We start from the raw sequence: 21,458 nt of genomic DNA, 5'->3' as shown, positions 1-21,458 counted from the left end.
ATTTCCTCCAATAAATATTATTCGCTTTCATTTTATCATGTATTAAAATATTGTAAATAGAAAATATATAATTAATCAGGAAATGTGCTCCCGAAAAATAAAATTAAATGTGTATTTATCCCAAAAGTGAAAAAAACAATTTATGATTTATCAGTCCATTTTCTAAAATTTAGAATACATAAAGATCAATTAAACACTGTATTTTTTTCAATTCCAAAAAATCTAGGTGTCGCACGCATCGAAGAATTTAGAAAGCCTAATAAAACAGCTTAATTAACAAACGAAATGCAATTGAAATATATTTAACGATCGATTAAAATGAATATCTGATACGACAAGTTACGTACCAATTTTTTTATACATTAGAGCTAGATATAATTAGTATTTTAAATAAGGAAGGGAAATTTCCTTTGTTAAAAATCCTTCTCCATTTAATTAGCTAAAAAAACGTTAGTTAGATAAATAGGAAGTAATCAAGCTAATTTATAAGGGGGTGATTTTGTGAATAAATTAACACGACGTGAAGAAGACGTGATGCATACGTTATGGTCTCAGGAGAATTTGGAACTAACGGCTCGTGAAATTGTTCGAATTAATTCTGATTTAAGTCAAAATACGGTTCAAGTTGTTCTTAAGAAACTTGAGGACAAGGGATTTGTTTGTACAACTGGCGTTACTCATTCTGGACCAACTCTTGCTAAGCAGTACAAAGCATTGATTTTGGAAGAAGATTATTACACGAGTTTAGTTTCTAAAATTAATCGAAAGAAAATGGTTGTTAATTTGATTTCCGAAATAGATGACTGCTTAACAATCGATGATATTATTGGAATTGCTGAAAAAAAGAAGAAGGAACTTAGAGAATATAAGGAGTAAATTAATTTGCAACTTACTATTTCATCAATCATTATGTCGTTAATCGTTTTCGGCATTTTTGATTGGATATTTAGACTTTTCATGAACAAGAATAGATTTTACCGAAAATATACACTTTTCTTTCTCGATGTTTTGAGTTTTCTTATGGTAGCAAAGTTATGTTTTCCCTTTGAATTCAAGTTTACAAAAACTATTGAATCAGAAAATGTATATGCTTTCTTTTATTCGATTGGCAGATCTTATCCCAAAAATAGTCCAGGAAAATTTAATGTGGGATTTTATTTAGAGATCATTTGGCTTATTGGAAGCGTGATATTTCTAAGTATTTTTTTGTTTAATAATTTGGATATTTTCCGCAGGTTACGTCGGTTAAATCCTCTACCAGAAAAATACTTATCGCCCAAAGTTAAAGGAATGATTCCCGCAAACGTTAAACTTTATTATTTACCCACAAACGATTCGCCTTTTAATTATGGCTTTTTTAAGCAAAAAATTTTCTTAACTGATTTAAATTTAACGGAAGAAGAATATAAATTTGTTATTGAACATGAATTGGCTCATATCCGAAGGAGAGACGGGTTGCGACAATTTATAGTTGGTCTCTTAGTTTGTATTTATTGGTGGTTTTTGCCAATTTATTGGTTTCAAAAAAGAATTTATAAACTTCACGACTTAAATGCCGATTTTGGAGTTGTTAAGAATAAAAATCTTGAAGAATGTGAATCTTACATCGACTGTTTAACAAAGATTACAAGTCTTCTTAAAAAAGAAAGAGCTATAAATTATAAATTTCATTACACTTATTTTGCTTCGGTAGAGAAGTCTTCCTTTGATCAAAGAGTTAGTTTTTTGATTAAAAGCTACAAAAATAGAAATTCTTCTAATTTCATGAATTTGTTGTTGTTGTCTATTGTGATATTTATGAATTTGTTTATTATTGAACCTTCGTATCCTAATCCTAAGTGTGCGGAAGGTACTTTCGAAATTAATCCAAAAGATCCTGAGACGTATGTATTAAAAAAAGATAATAAATATTATTTGATTATAGACGATAAAAACATATGTCCATTAGTTAATTTTCCGCGCACAACTGACGAAAATTTAAAACAGTTATCTGTTAGAGAAAGATAAAAGGTTAGATATTAAATAGTTATCGCAGGGGAAAAATGCAATTTAACTTTTGATTAATGTCAGTTAAGTTGCTTTTTTGTTTCGTTAAATTTCATATATAATGGGGGAATAACTTTTTTTAATTAGAGGTGCAAATGTATCAAGCAGCGTTAGTATTAGAAGGAGGAGCACTTCGTGGTCAGTATACAGCAGGTGTTCTGGATACTTTTTTAGCAGAAAATATCGCATTTAAATTAGTAGTTGGTGTCTCGGCAGGTGCGCTATGTGGGGCTAACTTTATTTCACGCCAGTTCGGTCGAACTAATCAAGTAAACGTTAACTATCGCGATGCCAGGGAATATATCTCGCCTTTAAACGTATTTCGTTACGACGGGATTATTAATCTTGACTTTTTATTTGCTGATCATGGTGATGGCTGGATTAATTTTGACGAAGATGCATATGAAGCGTCTCCTATGGATTTTGCCGTCGTTGCAACTTCGATCGAGACGGGACAGGCTGTTTACTTTGAAAAGCCGCTGGGGCAGGACTTATATGATGACTTGAAAGCATCAGCTTCAATGCCTTTTGTTGCTCAACCGGCGCCAACGGTTAAAGGACCTTGTATGGACGGTGGAACGGCTGATCCTGTTCCGTTCTCTTATGCGGCAAATCGTGGGTTTGATAAAATTGTGGTTGTTAGGACTCGTGATCGAGCTTACCGTGCTAAAGATATCACGTTGTTGCAAGAAAAAGCTTCTAATCAGCTTTATTCTCAGTATCCCGAGTTCATTCAAACAATGGTCAATCATTCGTTGATTTACAATCACCAGCTGGATTGGTTAGATGAACTAGAGCAAAATGGTCGTGCTTTTGTTGTTGCACCAGACGAACCAATTACGATCGATCGACTGGAGCGAGACAAGAAGAAATTAACGGCTTTATATCATCAAGGTCGTGCCGACGGCTTAAAGATTTTAGATAATTTACTTGAATACTTGAATCGGTAAAATTGAGTTTGGGGGGATAAAATTTGAAATCGTTTAAAATTCAAAGTGTTTTATTAGTTTTGCTTTCCTTTGTTTTGGGTTGGAGTGAATTTATTATTGTTGGGATTTTAGTCGATATTGGAACAGAATTAAAGGTTTCAATATCTGTCGCTGGACTGCTGGTAACAGTTTTTTCGGCGTTTTACGCTTTAGGAACCCCGGTTATCACGACGCTAATTCGCCGTAATAATCTTTATCGCTATTTAGTTAGTCTCATGATTATTTTGATTTTTGGGAATATTTTAGCTGCCATCTCAACTTCCTATTTTGTTTTGCTGCTTGCAAGGATCATAACTGCCGTAGTTTGTGGGACGTTGATTTCAGTTGATTTAACAATTACAAACATCATTACACCGATGGCAAAGAAAGGCAAGCTCATTGCATGGGTTTTTTCTGGCTTTAGTATTGCCTCGGTTTTGGGCGTCCCTTTAGGAACATGGATTACTTCTATTAGTGATTGGCGGACGTCTTTTTGGGTAATTGCGATCACAACAGCAATTACTCTATTATTACTGATTCTATTTTTACCACATGATTACTCCGATCCCAATGAGAAAATGCACAAAACAGTCAAGAAAGGATTTTTACGTGGTGAGATGAGCCTTTTGAAGGATCAGAGGATTTTGTTAGCAAGTTTAATTCCTTTATTCAACTGGGCGGGGTTCTACGTTGTTTATACTTATTTTCGCCCGATCCTCTCTAACTGGCTGCATTTTGCTTCCGCTTGGGTGACTATAATTTTCCTTTGTGACGGTCTAGCATCATTAGCTAGCAATCAACTGGGCGGACCTTTGGCTCAGCGGGACTGGATGCATATCTTGCCGTGGTTCTTTGCGCTGGAAATTATTATTATGTGTTCGTTCCCTTGGACGTTAAACAACAAAGTTACTGGTTTAATAGCTCTTTTGGCGATGTCTTTACTTGCTTCTTTAATTAATTCGCCAATTCAAATTTATTTACTTGAGGTTGCAGAAAAAGAATATCCCGAAGCAGTTGTGTTTGCCTCATCTTTAAATTCCATTTTCGCGAGCCTTGGAATTGCTGTAGGATCAGCGATGGGTGGAGTTGTTGTTAGTAATTGGAAATTGCCAGCAACAGGAATTGCAGGAGCAATTTTCTTTTTGATAACGCTGATTTTGGTTGTGGTCTTAGCGAAAGTCAATCGAAAAAGGTAATTTCAAGAGGTGAAAATTGCTTTTAGATGATTTAGAAAAAATTAGTGATTTTTCAAATGCTGAATCTGAGTTGGCGCGCTTTTTGCTTGATAACCCTGATCAAATTAATGATTTGACAGCTTTAAAACTTGGGAAATTAACTTATACAAGCAAGTCAACGGTTTTGAGATTTTGCAAAAAAATTGGTTTTTCCGGTTTTACGGATTTCAAGAAAAGGTTTATCATCGAAACTGTTGAACAACAGCGAGTTCTAGAAGTATCCAAAAAAAGACCAGTAAATCAAGATACAGAGATTAAGAATTTATCAACGAGTATAATGTCGATCTATAATGAAGCCTTGACAATAACTCGCTTACAAATTGAACCAACAATTCTTGAAAGTACATTACAAAAGTTGGCGACAATGAGTCTAATTGATATTTACGGAAACGGAATTGCGGAAAGTTGTGGTGTCGCTGCCGCTTTTAAATTTCGTACCCTCGGCTACAACAGTTCGGAACAGACTAATATTAACGAACATTTTATTGCTGTTACTAAAAATCAACGAAACCGAGCTGCTATCTTGCTTTCTTTTACAGGAGGCAACTCAGCTATCATAGAATTTGCTAATTATTTGAAGGGTCAAGACTTTTATCTGATTGGGATTGGAGGGAATAGTGACGATTCCTTATCACAGTTAGTTGACGTATATTTTAAAGTCCCAAGCACCAGCAATCTTAATAGCTTGGAAGTGGTGAGTGAAATGGCCGCCATAAATTACGTTCTAGATCTTCTTTTCTCTGGTTTGACGGTGATTAATTATTCGTCAGTGGTTAAATCTTCTGCTGATTTAATTGAACGTCGATAGAATTTAATAGGACTAAACGTTTCATTTTGAGCAGCAAATTTGCTGTTTTTTTGAAACTTCTGGTCCTTTTTTGCTTGTTAAATTTTTTCATGCCTTATTAGTGGTATTCTAAACCTAATCAAGTAGTGTTGATTTCGATGGGCAAAAACTGTTATTGATCATTATCGGATTAATTATCATCAAGCTTGGGATACACTTTATGGCCGCCAATTTATATTGTAAGTAATGGAATTGCTGAGATGAAGAAAAGGTTTGGATTAATTTATGTGGATCGTAACAAAGACGGAAGCGGTATGCTTTCCCGTTACCGTAAAAACTTTACTGTTATCGTGATTTAATATCTATTAATGGTCAGGTAATTTTTAAATAATGAAGAAATTTAAAAAGTCGATCCTGATCGTAATTGGTGTAGCAATTTTAGCTTTAAGAACAGCGATTTGTCGCAAAACTGGTTGGGGCATTGATCCTTTTGATGGTTTTTATCTTGGACTTGGTCAATTGGTTGGCTGGTTTAGAAATCATGACATTTCTAGAGGAATAAATCTATTTGTAGGAGGACGTGTAAATGAATCAAACTGTTTGTTTAATTAATCAGCAATGGCAAGGCGGGATGAATCCAGATTATTCTTTTGGAGCATCCTTGTTAGCTCAAATAGTTCCACCGAGTTCCGCCGAAACGATTTTTGCCCCAATGGAAGAAGGAGCTGAAAGTTTAACTTCTATTGACGGGCAAGAGACGCTATTGAGACAAATGAAAGCCACTTATGATCTTTTGGTCGAGAAAAATTTAGCCAAAGTGATTACGCTAGGTGGTGACTGCGCTGTTTCCGAGGCTCCTTTTGATTACTTACATGGTAAGTATCCACTTGATTTAGGAATTATTTGGCTTGATGCACATCCTGATGTATCGAATGAAAGTAACTCCCATCATGTACATGAAATGGTTCTGGCTAATCTAATGCATCGAGGAGCAAAAGATTTTAATCAATCGGTTGTACACCCATTTAAGCCTAGTCAAGTTTTATTAGCAGGTTTACAAGTTCAAGATTTGCGACCTAAAGATAAATTAGTTCACCAGTTAAATTTAACTATTTCGACACCAGAAAATTTAACAACAGCGAGTAATTGGATTAAACATCAGGGAATCAAGCGATTAGCAATTCACTGGGATCTAGACGTATTGGCGCCAGATGACTTTTATTCGATTCTTCCTGCCAAACCAGGTTTAGATCTCAAAGATTTTGACGCTGCTGTAGGTACATTAATGCTTAATCAAGTGCTTGAATTTTTAGAAGAGATCCAGAAATCTTGTGAGATCGTTGGTTTGACACTCGCTGAACATATGCCGTGGGATGCTTTAAGATTACGTTCAGGACTAAGAAATTTAGAGATTTTTTCATAATCTGAGATTTTTTTCTATTTTTTTCGAAAAAAATATTTTCAAACGCCCAAAAATTGGTATTATAGAGATATAGAACAAAAACCTAAGGAGGGAAGATCTTGACAATCGGTCGTTGCTTGGTAGTGACAAGTTCAACCATCAAAGAACTGAGTCTAGGTAATGCCAAGGGCCTTAGTGTTGATAAAATTAGAGTTCCGGTTAGTCGAAACTTTGATTTTCTTCCTTTTCTAGGTAGATACTTTCGAACAAATTTTATTTTTGAATGTCAAACAAAAATTGGGATAATGTTAATTACTCAAACTGTTTTCAGTGGGGAATGACTTATTACCAATTTTTTTTACCCAAAATATAAAATTTGGGAAGGTAAGAGGGGTGAAAAGTGATTAGTCTTTATTAAGGAGTGTTTCTCAAGCGTAGTACAATTAGAATTTTTGTTTAGTTATAGGTTCTAAGAACCTTCCTGAAGGAGGAAAAACTTTTGAAAATTGGTCGTAAATTGGGTGTGTTTGCATCTATTGCAGTTGTTAGTCTGGCGCTGGTTGCTTGTGGAAGTAAAAGCAACAACAGTTCAAAAAATACTTCCGGCAAAGCTAATATTTCAGCAGCTTTAGTTACTGATGTTGGTGGTGTTGACGATAAGTCTTTTAATCAAAGCGGTTGGGAAGGCCTTCAAAAATGGGGTAAGAAAAATGGATTAAAAAAGGGTGTTGGTGGTTATGATTATGCTCAATCAAATTCTGATGCTGAATTTACACCAAACATTAATAAATTAGTTCAAGCTAAATATAAGACAATCATTGGGACTGGCTATAAATTAGTGAATTCAATGAGTAATGCAGCTAAAGCGAATCCAAAAACAAATTTTGTAATCATTGATGATGTGATTTCAGGAAAGAATGTTGCGTCTGTAACTTTTAAAGATAATGAAGCTGCATTTTTGGCAGGAGTTGCTGCTGCGAAGACAACTAAGACCAAAAAAGTTGGTTTTATTGGGGGACAACATGGCCAAGTAATTGATCGATTTGAAGCGGGTTATCGCCAAGGAGTTGCGGCAGTCGACAAATCGATTAAAGTTGACGTTAAATACGCAGAATCTTTTAATAAACCAGATGTGGGTCAAGCAATTGCCAAAGCGATGTTTAATAATAATGAAGATATAATTTATCAGGCTGCCGGTGGAACAGGGGCAGGTGTATTTACGGCTGCTAAGAATGAAATTGGTAAGAAAAAAGTTTGGGTTCTTGGTGTTGATCGTGATCAAACTGAAGAAGGAAAATACTCTGGTGGAAATTTAACTCTTGCCTCTACTCTTAAGGGCGTGGGAAACGTTGTTGAAAAAATGGCAACCTCTGTTCAAGATAATAAATTTCCAGGTGGCAAGACCAGTGTTTATGGCTTAAAAGACAAGGGTGTTGATCTAACAAAAGGTAATTTATCTGAAGGCGCTTGGAAATCCGTTCAAGATTATAAACAGCAAGTTATTGATGGTAAAATCAAAGTTGTAGAAAAATCTTCGCAACTAAAATAGCCAACAAATAAGGGCAGGAACCGAACTTCTGTCCTTATATTTGTACACTGGAGAAGAAATATGATGGAGCAAAATGAAGTGAATTCTAATGTGGCAATTGAAATGAAAGATCTCACGAAGCAATTTGGAACTTTTACAGCTAATGATCATATTTCAATGCAAGTAAACCGTGGTGAGGTTCACGGCCTTTTAGGAGAAAACGGGGCTGGCAAAACAACATTAATGAATATGCTTTCGGGCATTTTACAGCCGACTAGCGGCGAAATTTTTGTTGATGGTCAGGAAGTTCATCTCCGTTCAGCAAAAGATGCAACAGCTTTAGGAATTGGGATGGTTCACCAACATTTTATGTTGGTTCAAAATTTTACGGTTCTGGAAAATATAATGTTGGGCGTTGAGAAAACTAATAAAATGGGAATCCTTGACCGCAAAGCTGCTAGACAAAAAATTGTTGAACTTTCTCAACGTTATGGTTTGCAATTAACACCTGAAGCAAAAATTGAAGATATTTCTGTTGGTATGCAGCAAAGAGTTGAAATTATTAAAGTGTTGTATCGAAATGCAGATATTTTGATTTTCGATGAACCAACCGCCGTCTTAACACCCCAAGAGATAGACGAACTTTTAGAAATTTTAAAACGTTTAGCTAGTGAAGGAAAAGCAATCATTTTAATTTCTCATAAATTAAAAGAGTTAAAAGCGGTGGCAGATCGTACGACAATAATTCGCCGGGGGAAAGTTATTGAAACAGTCGAAATGTCTTCAACTTCTCCTGAGAAATTAGCCGAATTAATGGTTGGTCATGAAGTGAGCTTTCATAGAGAGCGTAAAGACGTTTCATTGGGTGCTGAGGTACTAAAGATCAATAATTTTAAGGTTGTTAATGATCAGAAAGTAACTAAAATTCACGATTTCAATCTATCTATTCGAAAGGGAGAAATTGTCGGACTCGCGGGAATTGATGGCAACGGTCAAACCGAATTAATTAAGGCGATTACCGGACTTATACCCAGTGCGGGGGGGACGGTTGAAATTAACGGTAAGAATTTAACTCATGCCGAACCGCGTAAAGTCATCCGTGCTGGAGTCGGGCATATTCCTGAAGATCGTCAGCGTTTTGGCTTGATTTTACCAATGAACTTAGTTGAAAATTCTAATCTAATGGTCTACGATCAGTCACCTTATTCCAAGGGAACTTTTATTAACAAAAATGAAATGATTAAATTGACAAAAAATCTTCTTAATAAATATGATGTTCGTCACAGCAGTATTTATGAGACAGCCAGAGATTTATCAGGTGGTAATCAGCAAAAATTAATTATTGCCCGCGAATTGAGTCGAGATCCCGACCTTTTAATAGCTTTTAATCCTACGCGCGGACTTGATGTAGGAGCAATTGAGTTTATTCATTCTCAAATCCTTGCGGCCCGAGCTGAAGGACATGCAATTTTGTTGATTTCCTATGAGTTAGACGAATTGCAGCAACTATCTGATCGAATTGCGGTTATTCATGATGGAACGATTGTTGGTCAAGCGAAAACTGAAGATTTGACTGAAAGTGAAATCGGGTTGTTAATGGCCGGTGAGCAAGTGGCTGATAAGGAGGAGTTGATTCATGCGAATTAAAAAGATACGAATCGGAGGAATTATGATTCCGCTGGTTTCAGTTTTCTTAGGATTGTTAGTCGGAGCTGTTATTATGATGCTCTCGCATTTTAATCCCATTCAAAATTATATCAACTTATTTGTCGGAGCTCTTGGAAGCCCGAATGCGATTGGGGAAGTTTTAAGGGCTGCAACGCCCCTAATGTTAACTGCTTTAGGATTTTCAGTCGCAAATTCAGCTGGCTTCTTTAATGTTGGTCTGGCGGGACAGGCTTTAGCTGGTTGGTTAGCTTCAGTTTGGTTTGCACTTACATTTTCTCATTTGCCCGGGATTATTTTACTGCCAGGGTCCATCATTATTGGAGCGTTGGCTGGAGCTTTTTGGTCAGGCATCGCAGGATTTTTAAGAGCATATTTTGGTGCAAGTGAAGTTATTACCACTATTATGTTAAATTATATATCTCTTTACGGTACTAACGCGATTGTTAAAGGCTCAATGGTTAAAAGTGACGCAGATTCGACCCCGCTAATACCAGCACAAGCACGACTTAGGACACCTTTTTTAGAACAATTAACTCAAAATTCGACTTTTCACTGGGGAATAATAATATCTATATTAATGGTGCTACTAGTTTGGTTTTTGATGAAAAAAACAACTCTTGGTTTTGAGATTAGAGCAGTCGGAATGAATGAAGATGCATCACGTTATGCAGGGATGTCTTCAAAAAAGACTATTATTTCTGCAATGTTGATTTCAGGAGCATTAGCTGGACTTGGTGGAGCGATGGAAGGACTTGGAAATTTCCAAAATATATTTGTTAATACCGTTCTTCCTGATATTGGTTTTGACGGAATGTCAGTTTCACTTTTGGCGACAGGTAACCCGATCGGCATCATCTTTTCTGCCTTGCTATTTGGAATACTAAAAATCGGAGGTTTGAATATTTCTATTAATTCTACAACTCCTTCAGAAATTGTTAATATTGTAATCGCTTCAGTTATTTTCTTTGTAGGCGCTAACTACATCATTCGATATTGGGGTGCAAAAATGAAGCTAACTCGTAAAAACAAGGTAGGTGATGCATAATGAATCCAATGACCATTATAGTAACAGTTGTTTCAGCAACGCTGGTTTATTCTGCACCATTAATTTTTACTGCAATCGGGGGAACTTTCTCTGAGCGCTCAGGAATTGTTAACGTTGGTTTAGAAGGGATTATGGTGATGGGAGCTTTCTCAAGCATCGTATTTAATCTTTTTATGGCCAAAGACTTCGGGCAGCTTACTCCTTGGCTCGGTTTATTAGTTGGTGGATTAGTTGGGCTAATATTCTCCTTAATTCATGCAGTTGCTACGATTAATTGGCAAACTGATCATATAATTTCCGGCACAGTTTTGAATTTAATGGCCCCAGCTCTTGCAATTTATTTAACTAAATTAATTTTTGATGGCAAAGGTCAAACTAATTTCATTGATCCGCAACTCGCAACAGCATCAATACCATTTTTGGCAAAAATTCCTATTATTGGACAAATTTTCTTTACGAATACTTCAATTGCAGCCTATCTCGGAATATTAGTTGCAGTTTTGTCCTGGTGGATTTTAAAATACACCCGTTTTGGTCTGCGGCTTCGCTCAGTCGGGGAACATCCAGAAGCTGCGGATTCAGTTGGAATCTCAGTTTATCGCTATCGTTATTATGGAGTCTTAATCTCTGGATTTCTTGGTGGAGTTGGCGGTGCAATTATGGCTGAGAGTATTACCTCTAATTTCTCCGGCTCAACAATTGCAGGTCAAGGATTTATGTCTTTAGCAGCAATGATTTTTGGTAAGTGGAATCCAATTGGAGCTATGGGAGCGGCAATTTTCTTCGGATTTGCGCAATCTCTTGCCATCATCGGTAAATATATTCCGGTTATTTCCAAAATTCCTAATTTTTGGTTTACTTTAGCACCATACTTGATCACAATTATCGTCTTGGTTGCTTTCGTCGGTAAATCAAGAGCTCCAGCTGCTGATGGAATAACTTTTGTTAAATCTCATTAAGAAATAAAAAAACTAGAGACAATTTACACTCTAGTTTTTTTATTTATCGACAATTTTGTTTAAAGGATCACGCAGATTAATAAACCAACATATAACCAGTAGAATAGCAGCTGAGATAAAAATCCCATGTAATCCATTTAAAACGACTTGTGCCATTTCGACTGTTGGATGATTTGTTTTGCCGCTTGAACTAATCATGTTATTGATCTTACTGAACGGAATCGTGCCCCGAGTAGCATTTATCATCAAATTTAAAATAGTTCCATAGACCCCCGTCATTACAGTCTGACCAAGCGATCGACCCAATGTGACGATTGAAGATGCTGATCCGACCATTTCGGTAGGCGCTGAATTTTGAGCTAAGACAAGATTCATGCTAATCACAATCCCCATTCCAGCACCATTAACCATTGCGATTACATAAAAAGCCCAGACTGGAAAGTTTAAGCCAGCGAAGCTTAGGATTGAATAAGAAATAATTAGCACGCTAACGACGGTCAGACTGATTTTTTTTGGAATAAAACGATTTAATAAAGGTCCAACAAAGAATGAGGAAATCAGCCATAAGACAGAACTTGAAGTAACGACCATGCCAGCTGTCGTTGCACTCAAACGGTAAAGCGATTGGAGCCAAATTGGGAAATATACCTCATAACCCATCAAAACTCCACTGAGAATTGTTGCAGTCGCAATTTGAGCAAAAAAAGTTTGATTTTTAAACAATTTGGGTGATATTAGGGGATCACTAACCATTTTTTCGGCGCGGATAAAAAGGTAAATTGAAACAACAGAAATAATTAAGAGGACAATTGCAATAATAATCTGTTTAGCTAGAAGTTGAACTCCCATCAGAAGAGTGATTAAGGCAATAGTTAAAAGTGAAATTCCCTTGTGATCAATTTTAAAATTACTAGATTCACTTTTTGGTTCTCGATATCCAAATTGGATTAAAATCGCTACGAGAATTCCAAGTGGGACATTAACAAAGAAGACCCAGTGCCAAGATAAAGTATCAACTAGAAAACCGCCAATCATTGGTCCGACTAGGGAAGAAAGCGCCCAGGCACTATTATTTAAAGCTAAAACTTTTGCCCTTTCTTTGAAATCATAATAATCTGCAATGATCGTAAAGGTAAGAGGCATGACCGCGCCTGCGCCAATACCTTGAACTGCTCGGGCAATAATTAAAATTGGCATCGTACGAGCAAGACCGCTAAATAAAGAACCGATAGTAAAGACAATTACTCCCCATTGAAAAATTTTTCGTCGCCCCCAAGAATCGGCTAATTTACCGTAAATAGGAGTTGTAATAGCTGTGGTCAGTAAATAAGCACTCATAATCCAACTTTGTGCCGCAAGACCGTTAAGAGCACTAATAATTTCTGGAAGTGCCGTGGTTACAATTGTCACTTCGACACTTGTCATAAATGTTGCAATAAAAACCGCGGCCATAACAATGCCACGGTGTGATTGTTTGTTTTGTTTCAAAAATATTCTCCTTTATCAATAGATAACTTGATCATTATCCTGATATTTTTCAAAAGATTTAATTGTTTTTTCGTGATCGTGCTGTTCAAGTTCTAAAACCCCAGGGTCGTTCAAGCCATTTTCGATAAATTTGTAAATGAATTCATCACGAAATCCGATTTTATCAGCGTCAATAGCAGTATTTCCGTAGTAGACGATTTTGATATTAGCCCAAATAATAGCTGATAGACACATTGGACATGGATAGGCATTAGTGTATAAAACGCAGCCTGAAAGGTCATAAGTTTCAAGTTTCGCTCCCGCTTTTCTAATAGTAACAATTTCTCCGTGGGCGCTTGGATCATTGGATTTTAAAACTTCATTATGACCTTTAGCTATCATTTGATCGTCTTTAACAATGACGCAACCGAATGGTCCACCTTCTTGGCTGATAAGATTAGATTCAGCTTCTTTAGCAGCAATTTCCATAAATTTTGAATTGTACATTTTTTACCTCGTTGTGTTAGGTTGCTTAATCTTTGAAAGGCCTCGATGTTTGAGACTAGGGAAGACAAAACGATCAGCTTGACCAATTAAAATTCCTTGAAAAGCTAAGGCGAAAACGGTCCCGACGTTTACGGCGTAAAGACGTTTGGTGAGCAGAAAACAGATTAAAGAAATAATAATTGGTGGAATTAACGAAACCCACATTGCGATGGCAGAATTACCTTTAAAGAATTTAAAGCGAATAATTTGCATTAAATCATCATTTGGGTGTAATAAGATATTAATTCTTTGATAGATTGAGACTCCGGTGGAAATCATAACGATTCCGAAGCAATCTAAGAAAATTCGGATCACAATGTTGAGACGGTCTAAATTAAGATGGTTAAATAAGTTAGTTGCGTAACCAACTAGAAAACTGAAGGGGATCATGAAAAGAAAATTGTTAACAATTCTTCTCCATTCAATTTTTCTTAAAATGATTGCGTTAAAAATAATAACAGCAATCCCATAATAAATAAGAATTAGTTTAAGATCAACGTGAATCAGATGCTCTAAATTTACAGCTGAAGCAGTCCAAAGTGCACTTCCCAAGTTTAAGCTAACTGTTAGACCATTTCCAAGCGCATTAATAGTAATCGAAACTAATAAATAAAAAAATATTTTAAGCGAAGTATCTTTTGTTTTTTTCATTCAACCTTAACCCATCAGAAATTTTTGATAAATAAATCATATCCTTTTTTGCAAGAAAATTACAGCAAGATTTAAAGAAATGAAACTCATCTCTCTGATTTTAACTTAAATGAAGCAAGGATGCCCACAACGGCGACGAAGATCATTACATCAAATGCCCAGTGATATCCAACTTCACTAGCTATTTTGGCGCTTGTTCCCTGACTTGTAGCGATTTTGGTTCCAACAGCAACAACGGTCATTGAAATCGCGGTCCCAAGAGATCCGCCAATTTGCCGCACGGTCGATGCTGCTGCGTTGCCATAAGTAGTATCCTCCGGCTCAAGAGAGTTGATCCCTGCAGTAAAGGTGATCATCATCGTTAACGCAATTCCGATCATTCTCACAGCGTAACTGATCGTGATTAAGATTGTCGACGTTTGAGAGTTGAAGAAGATCATCGGGATCGTTCCAATTAGTAAAATGCTGAACCCTAAAAGTGAAATCTTTTTAATTCCTAATTTATCATAAAGGGAGCCTGAGATCGGATTAAAAACTCCCATGATAATTGCACCTGGCATCATAATAATTCCGGCCAACAGTGCTGATTCATTACGAGTTGTTTGAAGGTAAAGTGGTAAAACAAGTTCTATTCCGACCATTGCGACATTGCTCAAGGTACTTAGAAGGGTCGTCCAGTTGAATTGCGAATTCAAAAAGACTCGAATATTTAAAAGTGGTTCTTCTAATTGCAGTTGACGTTTGCCGAAAAGCACTAAAATCAAAATTGAAGCAATAAATAATACTCCATCAATAAGAGTTATCTTGCCGTCGTTACCCACTTCGGAGAAGATGAAGAGCATGATGCCAAAACCAAGGACTGATTCAATCAATGAAATCCAATCAAGTTTAATTTCTTTTGGTTCATTAAGGTTTGGAAATTTTATCAAAGCACAAATAAGTACTAAACTACTGGTAACCGCTAAGACGATAAATAGCATTTGCCATTCAAAGTATTTTAAGATAAATCCTGAAATTGTTGGGCCAACCGCGGGTCCAAAAGCGACCACGAGTCCAGTAATTCCGAGCGCTAATCCTCTCTCTTCGGGTTTAAATAATTGCAAGATAACGTTTTGAATAAAAGGCATCATTGCACCGGCAGAAATGGCTTCAATCATCCGGCCAGCTAATAAAACATAAAAGTTGTTGGCAAAAATACAGATAATTGACCCAATAACAAAAATAACTAGCATGGTCAAATAACTTTTGCGAGTTTGGAATCGGTTAAAAATCCAGGCGGATAGGGGAATCATTACCCCGACGATTAAAAGGTAGCCTGTTGAAAGCCATTGCGCAGTTGCTTGGCTGACCTGAAATGCGTCCATTATAGTAACCAAGGCATTGTTTAAAAATGTTTCAGCTAAAAGAGCAATAAACGCTCCTCCTAAAACAATTGCCATGATTAGATTGCGTTTACTCTTTTTCATTTTCATAAATAATCCCCCTGTTGCAAGCTACATAATTAACTAAAATTTTGAATAATTTGTTTAAGATTAACTGATAATTCTTCTTGTGACCCTTTAGAAATATTACTAATGATTTTATGATTAACTTGTTCCATCGTCAGTTGTATTTGCTCAATATTTTCATTCATTAATGAGACGCCTCGATCGGTTAATGACAAGACAACCTGTCGCTTATCATTTTGAGGGACAGCGGTATTAATCAAGTCTTGCTGAACCAAGCGCTTAATAATTCCCCTAATTGTTGGGTGGCTGATCGCAAAAGTTGTTTCCAGTTCTTTTTGCGAAATCATTTTGCCATTGGCTTCAAATAGAAAAACCAATAGGGCCACTTGAGGTCCAGTTAAATTTGTTTCTGTAAAAATTTTTCGCATTTGATTATTTAGTTCTTTCTCAATTAAAGTGTTGGCTTTCTTAATGAGAGGCCCAAAATTGTCCATTTTAAATCTCCTTATTTTTAAAGTGTAGCATACTATATTTTTGAAAATAAGACAAGTGTTTCGCAAAATTAGCAAAACCGGTTAAGAAAACGGTTGATATTTAAATAAAAGTAGCTATAATTGGTATAGACCTTTTAATTAATAGGGTAATATTATTAAGACAGCAAGAGTATTTTGATCTTTAAAAACTGTAATTAGCTCCTAAATGGTTAAGGATTACGCTCTGTTGTTTCTTGACAATCTATAAATATTGAAAGTTCGCTAAATTTATAAATTGCCTGTTTTATTAATCTTTTTGCTTGAATGATTGATAGTTCGAATAGAAAGATATTTTTGATTAAGATCCAAATTGGATCTAAATATTTTTGAGGAGAAGAAAAAATGAATTCTTTTATTAATTGGCTTAATAAGCATTTAGTGCCTGTTGCTGCAAAAATTGGTCAAATAAGATGGCTAGTTGCTTTAAGAGATGCATTTATTGCGATGATGCCAGCTACAATGGTTGGTTCTGTTGCTTCTGTATTCAATGCATTGATTCGTGATATTCCGACAAGATTTGGTTGGACTGGTTTTGTTAAAGCGATGGATCCAATTATTAGTATCAATGCACAAGTTTGGACCGGGTCCATGGCAATTTTGGGTCTAATCTTTGCTTTCACTTTTGGTTATCACTTATCAGTTCAATACAAGGTTGAACCGATCACTGGGGGAATCGTTACCTTAGGAACTTTTATTATGGCTTTACCACAAAGTCATGTGATTACTTTAAAATCAGCATTGAGCGCAGCAGATTCTAAAAAACTTGTTGATGCTGGAGCCGCTGTCGATGGAAAAACCATTACTTCTTGGGGATTTTTCAATTTTAATTCCTATTTTGGATCTAATGGATTTTTCACGATTATGATTTTAGGTGGTTTGGCTGCGGCAGTTTATATTTGGTTCATGCATAAGAATATTACCATTAAGATGCCTGATTCGGTTCCACCAGCTATTGCAAATGCATTTACGGGGATTATTCCAGCCATTGCTTCTTTATATGTTTCTGGAATTGTTACCTTTGTCGTTAATACAATGAGCAAATCAACTGTGATCGAGTTAATCATTAACACTATTCAAGCACCACTTTTGAAAATGTCTCAAGGTTACGGAGCCGTTTTGTTAATGACTGTTTTGGTTCAAGTATTCTGGTTCTTTGGAATCCATGGAACAAACGTTTTAGGACCAATTTTAGATTCGATTTGGTTAACAGCTCAATTATCAAATATTGCTGCAGCTAAAGCTGGTCAGAAATTACCATATTTCTGGACTCGTAACGCTTTTGACCTTTATGCTTGGATCGGTGGCGCAGGATCTACACTTTTACTTTTAATTGCAATTTTGATGTTCAGTACTCGTGACGATCAGCGGGCCGTTGCCAAAATGTCAATTGGACCTGGTTTCTTTAACATTAATGAGCCTGCGATGTTCGGTTTACCGATTGTTTTAGATCCGCTTTATTTCATTCCATTTGTCATTGCACCAGTTGTAATGGTTACAATTGCTTACTTTGCATTAAGTGCTGGCCTTGTTTCACCAATTAAATATCAATACGTTTGGTCAATGCCAATCTTTATTAATTCAATTTTTGCCACTTTTGATTGGCGTGCCCCAATTCTGCAGTTAATAAACGCAATAATTGGTTTTGGTATTTACATTCCGTTTGTCAAGGCAGCTAATAAAGTCAATTCTGAAGAATCACATCAGGATTAAAAGCGATGGATTCACAGTTAAAAAAAGATTTGCTTGCAATTGCTGGAGGGTTTTTTGTCATTATGATCAGCCCTACATTTAATTCTAAATCTCCAATTTTCTATTATACTTTTATGATCGCCGGCATTATTATCGTAATTAGTGGTATCATTAGTTATTTAAGAGATAATAAAAAGCACGGAAAGGATCAAAAGAAGTAGTGAAGCAGATTTTGAAAATTGCAGTACCAGCAGATTACTTTTTTCATCGAATTATTGAATCATCATTATATGACATCCAGCAGCAGACTGGTAAAAAACCTAACCCAAATCAATTAAAAGGTTTTTCATTTAAACGAAAAAATGCTAATGGTACAATGAGTACAATGACGATTACCGCTTATCAACCGGATAAAAAATATGCTTACCATATGCATACCGGAAGAAATGATTACGATGTGGCTTACAATGTGGAATCACTAGGAAATGAGCAGATGCGTCTAACTTATGAGGAAACGATTGAGGGTAAATCTGCAAGCGTTAATGCGAACAATTATGTATCTGGTTTTCTAGTTGGTTGGGTTCGAAAGCGACGTTTTAAGAAGATGAAGCGTCAGATGGAATCCGACTATATTCAACAAGAAAGTCATAAAAGTTAAAACTAAAACTCACAAATTTCGGTTTGTGAGTTTTTTTTTAAAAAAAACCACCTGACTTTGGGGGAAATCAGGTGGTTTTATTCTTGAGTTTTATAAGGAGAGAAAATTCGAACAATTAATGGAAAATCCATTTACTGTTCTAGACTATTATCTCTAATTAGTGATCGCTATCCATCAGTCTTGAGACCTATTTTTAATTAAGCATTAGATGAAGCGCTAGGCCCATTCCTGATACCAATAAAACGCCTCCAAAAAATAAACTAAAATAAATAGTTATTAAAGCAAAAGGAGAAGTTGACTCATTCCCATCATCCTTAATTCCATGAAAATACTTGATAGTACTTTTAATTTCATAGGCACCTAGACAAATTACCAGGATTCCTAAAATTGTTTCCCACATAAATATATGCTCCGTTAAACTTCTACATAATAATTTTATCTTTCTTTGATTATAATGCAAGCGTTTTTTTAAAATTCAAAATGTTGACACGGTGTCACTTTGAAAGTAGAATGATTCTAAAGAAATTAATTAAAGGGGGATCGATGCCTTCAGATACGTTTATTAATCTTAAGTTAGAGAAGAAACGGAAAATTACAGCCGCGTTATTAACTGAATTTTCTGAAAATTCGCTAGCTAATTCACAAGTAGCCCGAATAGTTAGTGGCGCTGAAATTTCGCGGGGAGCATTTTACAAGTATTTTGCTGATTTACAAGATAGCTATCATTATTGCTTAGGATTAGTATTGCAAGAAGTTCATGCTGGGATGGGTGAAAAATTTGAACGATTACGATCGGTTGATGATTATTTTCGTTTTGTAAAGAACTTTATCAATAGTTCTGAAGATAACCAGTACTTTTCCTTTATAAAATGGCACTTTACTGAAAATGAGGCGATTGTGGGCGAAATTAATAATTTTCCTGCAAAAGCTAACCTTATTTCGAGTTCTGTTTTAAAGTGGGGAGCAACGATTCTTTGTCATGAAACGATTCGCCAGTATTTATTAGAACCTCACCTCAAAGATCAGTTATTGAATTATTTACGAATTTCATTAAAAAAAATAGAAGGTTAAATATGTTTTTAGCAATCAAAGAAATTAAACATGAGAAGTTGCGTTACGGCTTGATTATCGGCATGGTGATGCTGATTAGTTATCTTGTTTATGTTTTAAGTGGACTTGCAACGGGGTTAGCCGCACAAAATACTCAGGCTATTGATTCATGGGATTTAAAATCTATCGCCTTAAATAAAGATGCAAATGTAAGTTTGACCCAATCTTTAATCAATACAGAGCAGAGTAGAAACTTAGATTTGTCCTCAAAAGAAAGTTATGTTGGTCAGACCCCCGTTGTGGTTAAATTAGCTGACCACAAAAGTGTTTCTACTCAATTTATTGGAATTGAAAATGATAGTGATATTTATCAACGAATTAAATTAACAGAAGGTCATAAAGTCAGAAATTCTAATGAAATTGTTGCAGATGATTCTTTAAAAAATAGTGGGTATGAGTTGGGTGATGAGGTAAAATTAAGCTCAAGCTCAGATAAATTTAAACTTGTTGGGTTTACTAAAAATGCGAAGTTAAATATTGCGCCCGTTTTATATGGTGAGCTAACAACTTGGCGAAGTTTAAGAAGTTTACCTGCGACATTTAAAGCAAGCGGTGTAGTATCTACTGATCCAAACTTTAAAACACACGATGATAATTTAGCTGTTTACTCGCTTAAAAAATTTACTGTTAAACTTCCAGGTTATAATGCTCAGAATCTAACTTTCACCTTCATGATTGCTTTTCTGATTATAATTTCGATGATCGTGATTGCCATTTTTCTTTATATCCTGACCATCCAAAAATTACCAAATTATGGAGTATTGCGAGCCCAAGGAATTCCAGCACGAACATTAATTATTAATACGTTGACTCAAGCATTATTAATTGTTGCGATTGGGATCATTTTTGGGGCCGTTTTAACTTTTATCACGATGAAATTGCTTCCTGCCGCAGTGCCGATTGCACTTGACTACGCTTCTTTAGCAGGGGTAACGGGTGGAATGTTACTTACAGGAGTTATTGGATCTTTGATTCCAATTCATTTAATTAGAAAAGTCGATCCAATTCAATTAATTCAGTAGAGGAAAAAAGATGGCAGTAATTACTTTAAAAAATGTTAGTAAAACTTTTGGCTCCAAAACAAGCAAGGTTGAAGCTTTAAAGAATGTAAATTTTTCTGCAGAACGCGGGGAGGTAAGTCTAGTACTTGGTCCTTCTGGCTCAGGAAAAAGCACCTTTTTAACGATCGCAGGTGGATTACAGGCACCGACAACTGGTAAGGTGATGCTTGATGGGATTTCTTTAGCTGAGATCTCTGAGCGAGAAAAAGAGCAAGTTCGACTAAATAAAATTGGTTTTGTTTTGCAATCTTACAACTTAGTACCATTTTTAACTGTTAAAGAGCAATTTGAGTTTGTGTCAAAGGTTAAAAAAACTGGGAATCTTAGTTCAGATGAATTAAATGAATTGTTATCAGAACTGGGAATTGCTGATTTTAGTACCAAGTATCCAGGTGAACTATCAGGGGGGCAAGCTCAGCGTGTTTCGATTGCTCGAGCTTTATATCCTAATCCGTCTATAATTTTTGCAGATGAACCGACGGCAGCTCTTGATTCTCCAAATGTTAAGGTAGTTGGTGAGATGTTTCAATCAGAAGCAAAGAAACGTGACAAAACAATTGTAGTTGTGACGCATGACATGCGTTTAAAAGACTATTGTGATCATATTTTCGAAATTATGGATGGTAAAATGACTCAGAAAAATTAATTTACCTTTTG

Annotated in this window: 24 protein-coding genes; 18 read left to right on the top strand and 6 right to left on the bottom strand. The window is 35.8% G+C overall.

Features of this window, described 5'->3' with window-relative positions; all coding sequences use genetic code 11:
- Positions 1-501 precede the first annotated feature (501 nt).
- The 12 genes from R8495_RS05960 (at position 502) to R8495_RS05905 (ending at position 11,638) form a co-directional block, all read left to right on the top strand.
- Positions 502-876 carry a BlaI/MecI/CopY family transcriptional regulator gene (locus R8495_RS05960; protein WP_317634572.1) on the top strand — a complete coding sequence of 125 codons (375 nt, stop codon included), beginning with the start codon at positions 502-504 and terminating at the stop codon, positions 874-876.
- Positions 877-882: 6 nt separating this feature from the next.
- On the top strand, positions 883-2,007 hold the full coding sequence (locus tag R8495_RS05955) for a M56 family metallopeptidase (RefSeq protein WP_317634571.1): 1,125 nt from the start codon (positions 883-885) through the stop codon (positions 2,005-2,007).
- Between the two features lie 134 nt (positions 2,008-2,141).
- Entirely contained in the window at positions 2,142-2,996 is an 855-nt protein-coding gene (locus tag R8495_RS05950) for a patatin-like phospholipase family protein (RefSeq protein ID WP_317634570.1), read from the top strand.
- Positions 2,997-3,019: 23 nt separating this feature from the next.
- Positions 3,020-4,210 carry an MFS transporter gene (locus R8495_RS05945; protein ID WP_317634569.1) on the top strand — a complete coding sequence of 397 codons (1,191 nt, stop codon included), beginning with the start codon at positions 3,020-3,022 and terminating at the stop codon, positions 4,208-4,210.
- A 16-nt stretch (positions 4,211-4,226) separates the two neighbouring features.
- Positions 4,227-5,057 carry a MurR/RpiR family transcriptional regulator gene (locus R8495_RS05940; RefSeq protein WP_317634568.1) on the top strand — a complete coding sequence of 277 codons (831 nt, stop codon included), beginning with the start codon at positions 4,227-4,229 and terminating at the stop codon, positions 5,055-5,057.
- 369 nt (positions 5,058-5,426) lie between these two features.
- Positions 5,427-5,648 carry a hypothetical protein gene (locus R8495_RS05935; RefSeq protein ID WP_317634567.1) on the top strand — a complete coding sequence of 74 codons (222 nt, stop codon included), beginning with the start codon at positions 5,427-5,429 and terminating at the stop codon, positions 5,646-5,648.
- A complete protein-coding gene (locus R8495_RS05930; RefSeq protein ID WP_317634566.1) occupies positions 5,623-6,459 on the top strand; it encodes an arginase family protein in 837 nt (278 codons plus the stop codon). The genes R8495_RS05935 and R8495_RS05930 overlap by 26 nt, the downstream gene beginning before the upstream one ends.
- Positions 6,460-6,557: 98 nt before the next feature.
- Positions 6,558-6,779, top strand: coding sequence for a hypothetical protein (locus tag R8495_RS05925; protein ID WP_317634565.1), 222 nt, complete (start codon positions 6,558-6,560; stop codon positions 6,777-6,779).
- Between the two features lie 158 nt (positions 6,780-6,937).
- On the top strand, positions 6,938-7,987 hold the full coding sequence (locus R8495_RS05920; RefSeq protein ID WP_317634564.1) for a BMP family lipoprotein: 1,050 nt from the start codon (positions 6,938-6,940) through the stop codon (positions 7,985-7,987).
- A 63-nt stretch (positions 7,988-8,050) separates the two neighbouring features.
- Entirely contained in the window at positions 8,051-9,613 is a 1,563-nt protein-coding gene (locus R8495_RS05915) for an ABC transporter ATP-binding protein (RefSeq protein ID WP_317636597.1), read from the top strand.
- Positions 9,603-10,679 carry an ABC transporter permease gene (locus R8495_RS05910; RefSeq protein WP_317634563.1) on the top strand — a complete coding sequence of 359 codons (1,077 nt, stop codon included), beginning with the start codon at positions 9,603-9,605 and terminating at the stop codon, positions 10,677-10,679. The genes R8495_RS05915 and R8495_RS05910 overlap by 11 nt, the downstream gene beginning before the upstream one ends.
- Positions 10,679-11,638 (top strand): ABC transporter permease, encoded by a 960-nt coding sequence (locus R8495_RS05905; protein WP_317634562.1) that lies wholly within the window; start codon positions 10,679-10,681, stop codon positions 11,636-11,638. The genes R8495_RS05910 and R8495_RS05905 overlap by 1 nt, the downstream gene beginning before the upstream one ends.
- A gap of 39 nt (positions 11,639-11,677) precedes the next feature.
- Here the strand turns inward: R8495_RS05905 and R8495_RS05900 are convergent, their stop codons facing one another.
- From R8495_RS05900 to R8495_RS05880, 5 genes are all read right to left on the bottom strand, one after another.
- The gene (locus R8495_RS05900; protein ID WP_317636596.1) at positions 11,678-13,090 is read right to left on the bottom strand and encodes an MFS transporter; all 1,413 of its coding nucleotides are present in this window, start codon (positions 13,088-13,090) and stop codon (positions 11,678-11,680) included.
- Positions 13,091-13,141: 51 nt separating this feature from the next.
- A complete protein-coding gene (locus tag R8495_RS05895; RefSeq protein WP_317634561.1) occupies positions 13,142-13,612 on the bottom strand; it encodes a nucleoside deaminase in 471 nt (156 codons plus the stop codon).
- A gap of 3 nt (positions 13,613-13,615) precedes the next feature.
- Entirely contained in the window at positions 13,616-14,302 is a 687-nt protein-coding gene (locus R8495_RS05890; protein WP_317634560.1) for a DUF6198 family protein, read from the bottom strand.
- An 86-nt stretch (positions 14,303-14,388) separates the two neighbouring features.
- On the bottom strand, positions 14,389-15,774 hold the full coding sequence (locus tag R8495_RS05885) for an MDR family MFS transporter (protein ID WP_317634559.1): 1,386 nt from the start codon (positions 15,772-15,774) through the stop codon (positions 14,389-14,391).
- A 29-nt stretch (positions 15,775-15,803) separates the two neighbouring features.
- A complete protein-coding gene (locus R8495_RS05880) occupies positions 15,804-16,244 on the bottom strand; it encodes a MarR family winged helix-turn-helix transcriptional regulator (protein ID WP_317634558.1) in 441 nt (146 codons plus the stop codon).
- A 381-nt stretch (positions 16,245-16,625) separates the two neighbouring features.
- On the opposite strand from R8495_RS05880, the gene R8495_RS05875 reads away from it, so the two are divergent.
- Genes R8495_RS05875 through R8495_RS05865 form a run of 3 tightly spaced genes read left to right on the top strand, consistent with a single transcriptional unit; the run spans position 16,626 to position 18,630 of the window.
- The gene (locus tag R8495_RS05875; RefSeq protein ID WP_317634557.1) at positions 16,626-17,993 is read left to right on the top strand and encodes a PTS sugar transporter subunit IIC; all 1,368 of its coding nucleotides are present in this window, start codon (positions 16,626-16,628) and stop codon (positions 17,991-17,993) included.
- A gap of 5 nt (positions 17,994-17,998) precedes the next feature.
- Positions 17,999-18,193, top strand: a complete 195-nt coding sequence (locus R8495_RS05870; RefSeq protein WP_317634555.1) for a hypothetical protein — start codon at positions 17,999-18,001, stop codon at positions 18,191-18,193.
- Positions 18,194-18,204: 11 nt separating this feature from the next.
- Complete coding sequence (locus R8495_RS05865) at positions 18,205-18,630, top strand: DUF3284 domain-containing protein (protein WP_317634554.1); 426 nt, start codon at positions 18,205-18,207, stop codon at positions 18,628-18,630.
- A 193-nt stretch (positions 18,631-18,823) separates the two neighbouring features.
- Here the strand turns inward: R8495_RS05865 and R8495_RS05860 are convergent, their stop codons facing one another.
- Positions 18,824-19,030: a hypothetical protein gene (locus tag R8495_RS05860; protein ID WP_317634553.1), complete on the bottom strand. Its 207-nt coding sequence runs from the start codon at positions 19,028-19,030 to the stop codon at positions 18,824-18,826.
- 143 nt (positions 19,031-19,173) lie between these two features.
- Here R8495_RS05860 and R8495_RS05855 point away from each other — a divergent pair, with 143 nt between their 5' ends.
- The 3 genes from R8495_RS05855 to R8495_RS05845 are packed head-to-tail and all read left to right on the top strand — an operon-like array spanning position 19,174 to position 21,447.
- On the top strand, positions 19,174-19,701 hold the full coding sequence (locus tag R8495_RS05855) for a TetR/AcrR family transcriptional regulator (protein WP_317634552.1): 528 nt from the start codon (positions 19,174-19,176) through the stop codon (positions 19,699-19,701).
- A 2-nt stretch (positions 19,702-19,703) separates the two neighbouring features.
- Positions 19,704-20,762: an FtsX-like permease family protein gene (locus R8495_RS05850; RefSeq protein ID WP_317634551.1), complete on the top strand. Its 1,059-nt coding sequence runs from the start codon at positions 19,704-19,706 to the stop codon at positions 20,760-20,762.
- Between the two features lie 10 nt (positions 20,763-20,772).
- Positions 20,773-21,447 carry an ABC transporter ATP-binding protein gene (locus R8495_RS05845; RefSeq protein ID WP_317634550.1) on the top strand — a complete coding sequence of 225 codons (675 nt, stop codon included), beginning with the start codon at positions 20,773-20,775 and terminating at the stop codon, positions 21,445-21,447.
- The last annotated feature ends 11 nt before the right edge of the window (positions 21,448-21,458 follow it).

The organism is Xylocopilactobacillus apicola (assembly GCF_033095985.1).
GTDB lineage: Bacteria > Bacillota > Bacilli > Lactobacillales > Lactobacillaceae > Xylocopilactobacillus > Xylocopilactobacillus apicola.
The sequence above is the reverse complement of the archived record's forward strand: the minus strand, read 5'-3'. Positions and strand labels throughout refer to the sequence as shown.

Coding starts and splice junctions, on each gene's coding strand:
- R8495_RS05950 (WP_317634570.1), top strand. CDS start 2,142: ATGTATCAAGCAGCGTTAGTATTAGAAGGAGGAGCACTTCGTGGTCAG.
- R8495_RS05935 (WP_317634567.1), top strand. CDS start 5,427: ATGAAGAAATTTAAAAAGTCGATCCTGATCGTAATTGGTGTAGCAATT.
- R8495_RS05930 (WP_317634566.1), top strand. CDS start 5,623: ATGAATCAAACTGTTTGTTTAATTAATCAGCAATGGCAAGGCGGGATG.
- R8495_RS05915 (WP_317636597.1), top strand. CDS start 8,051: ATGGAGCAAAATGAAGTGAATTCTAATGTGGCAATTGAAATGAAAGAT.
- R8495_RS05910 (WP_317634563.1), top strand. CDS start 9,603: ATGCGAATTAAAAAGATACGAATCGGAGGAATTATGATTCCGCTGGTT.
- R8495_RS05905 (WP_317634562.1), top strand. CDS start 10,679: ATGAATCCAATGACCATTATAGTAACAGTTGTTTCAGCAACGCTGGTT.
- R8495_RS05900 (WP_317636596.1), bottom strand. CDS start 13,090: ATGGCCGCGGTTTTTATTGCAACATTTATGACAAGTGTCGAAGTGACA.
- R8495_RS05895 (WP_317634561.1), bottom strand. CDS start 13,612: ATGTACAATTCAAAATTTATGGAAATTGCTGCTAAAGAAGCTGAATCT.
- R8495_RS05890 (WP_317634560.1), bottom strand. CDS start 14,302: ATGAAAAAAACAAAAGATACTTCGCTTAAAATATTTTTTTATTTATTA.
- R8495_RS05885 (WP_317634559.1), bottom strand. CDS start 15,774: ATGAAAATGAAAAAGAGTAAACGCAATCTAATCATGGCAATTGTTTTA.
- R8495_RS05880 (WP_317634558.1), bottom strand. CDS start 16,244: ATGGACAATTTTGGGCCTCTCATTAAGAAAGCCAACACTTTAATTGAG.
- R8495_RS05875 (WP_317634557.1), top strand. CDS start 16,626: ATGAATTCTTTTATTAATTGGCTTAATAAGCATTTAGTGCCTGTTGCT.
- R8495_RS05870 (WP_317634555.1), top strand. CDS start 17,999: ATGGATTCACAGTTAAAAAAAGATTTGCTTGCAATTGCTGGAGGGTTT.
- R8495_RS05860 (WP_317634553.1), bottom strand. CDS start 19,030: ATGTGGGAAACAATTTTAGGAATCCTGGTAATTTGTCTAGGTGCCTAT.
- R8495_RS05855 (WP_317634552.1), top strand. CDS start 19,174: ATGCCTTCAGATACGTTTATTAATCTTAAGTTAGAGAAGAAACGGAAA.
- R8495_RS05850 (WP_317634551.1), top strand. CDS start 19,704: ATGTTTTTAGCAATCAAAGAAATTAAACATGAGAAGTTGCGTTACGGC.
- R8495_RS05845 (WP_317634550.1), top strand. CDS start 20,773: ATGGCAGTAATTACTTTAAAAAATGTTAGTAAAACTTTTGGCTCCAAA.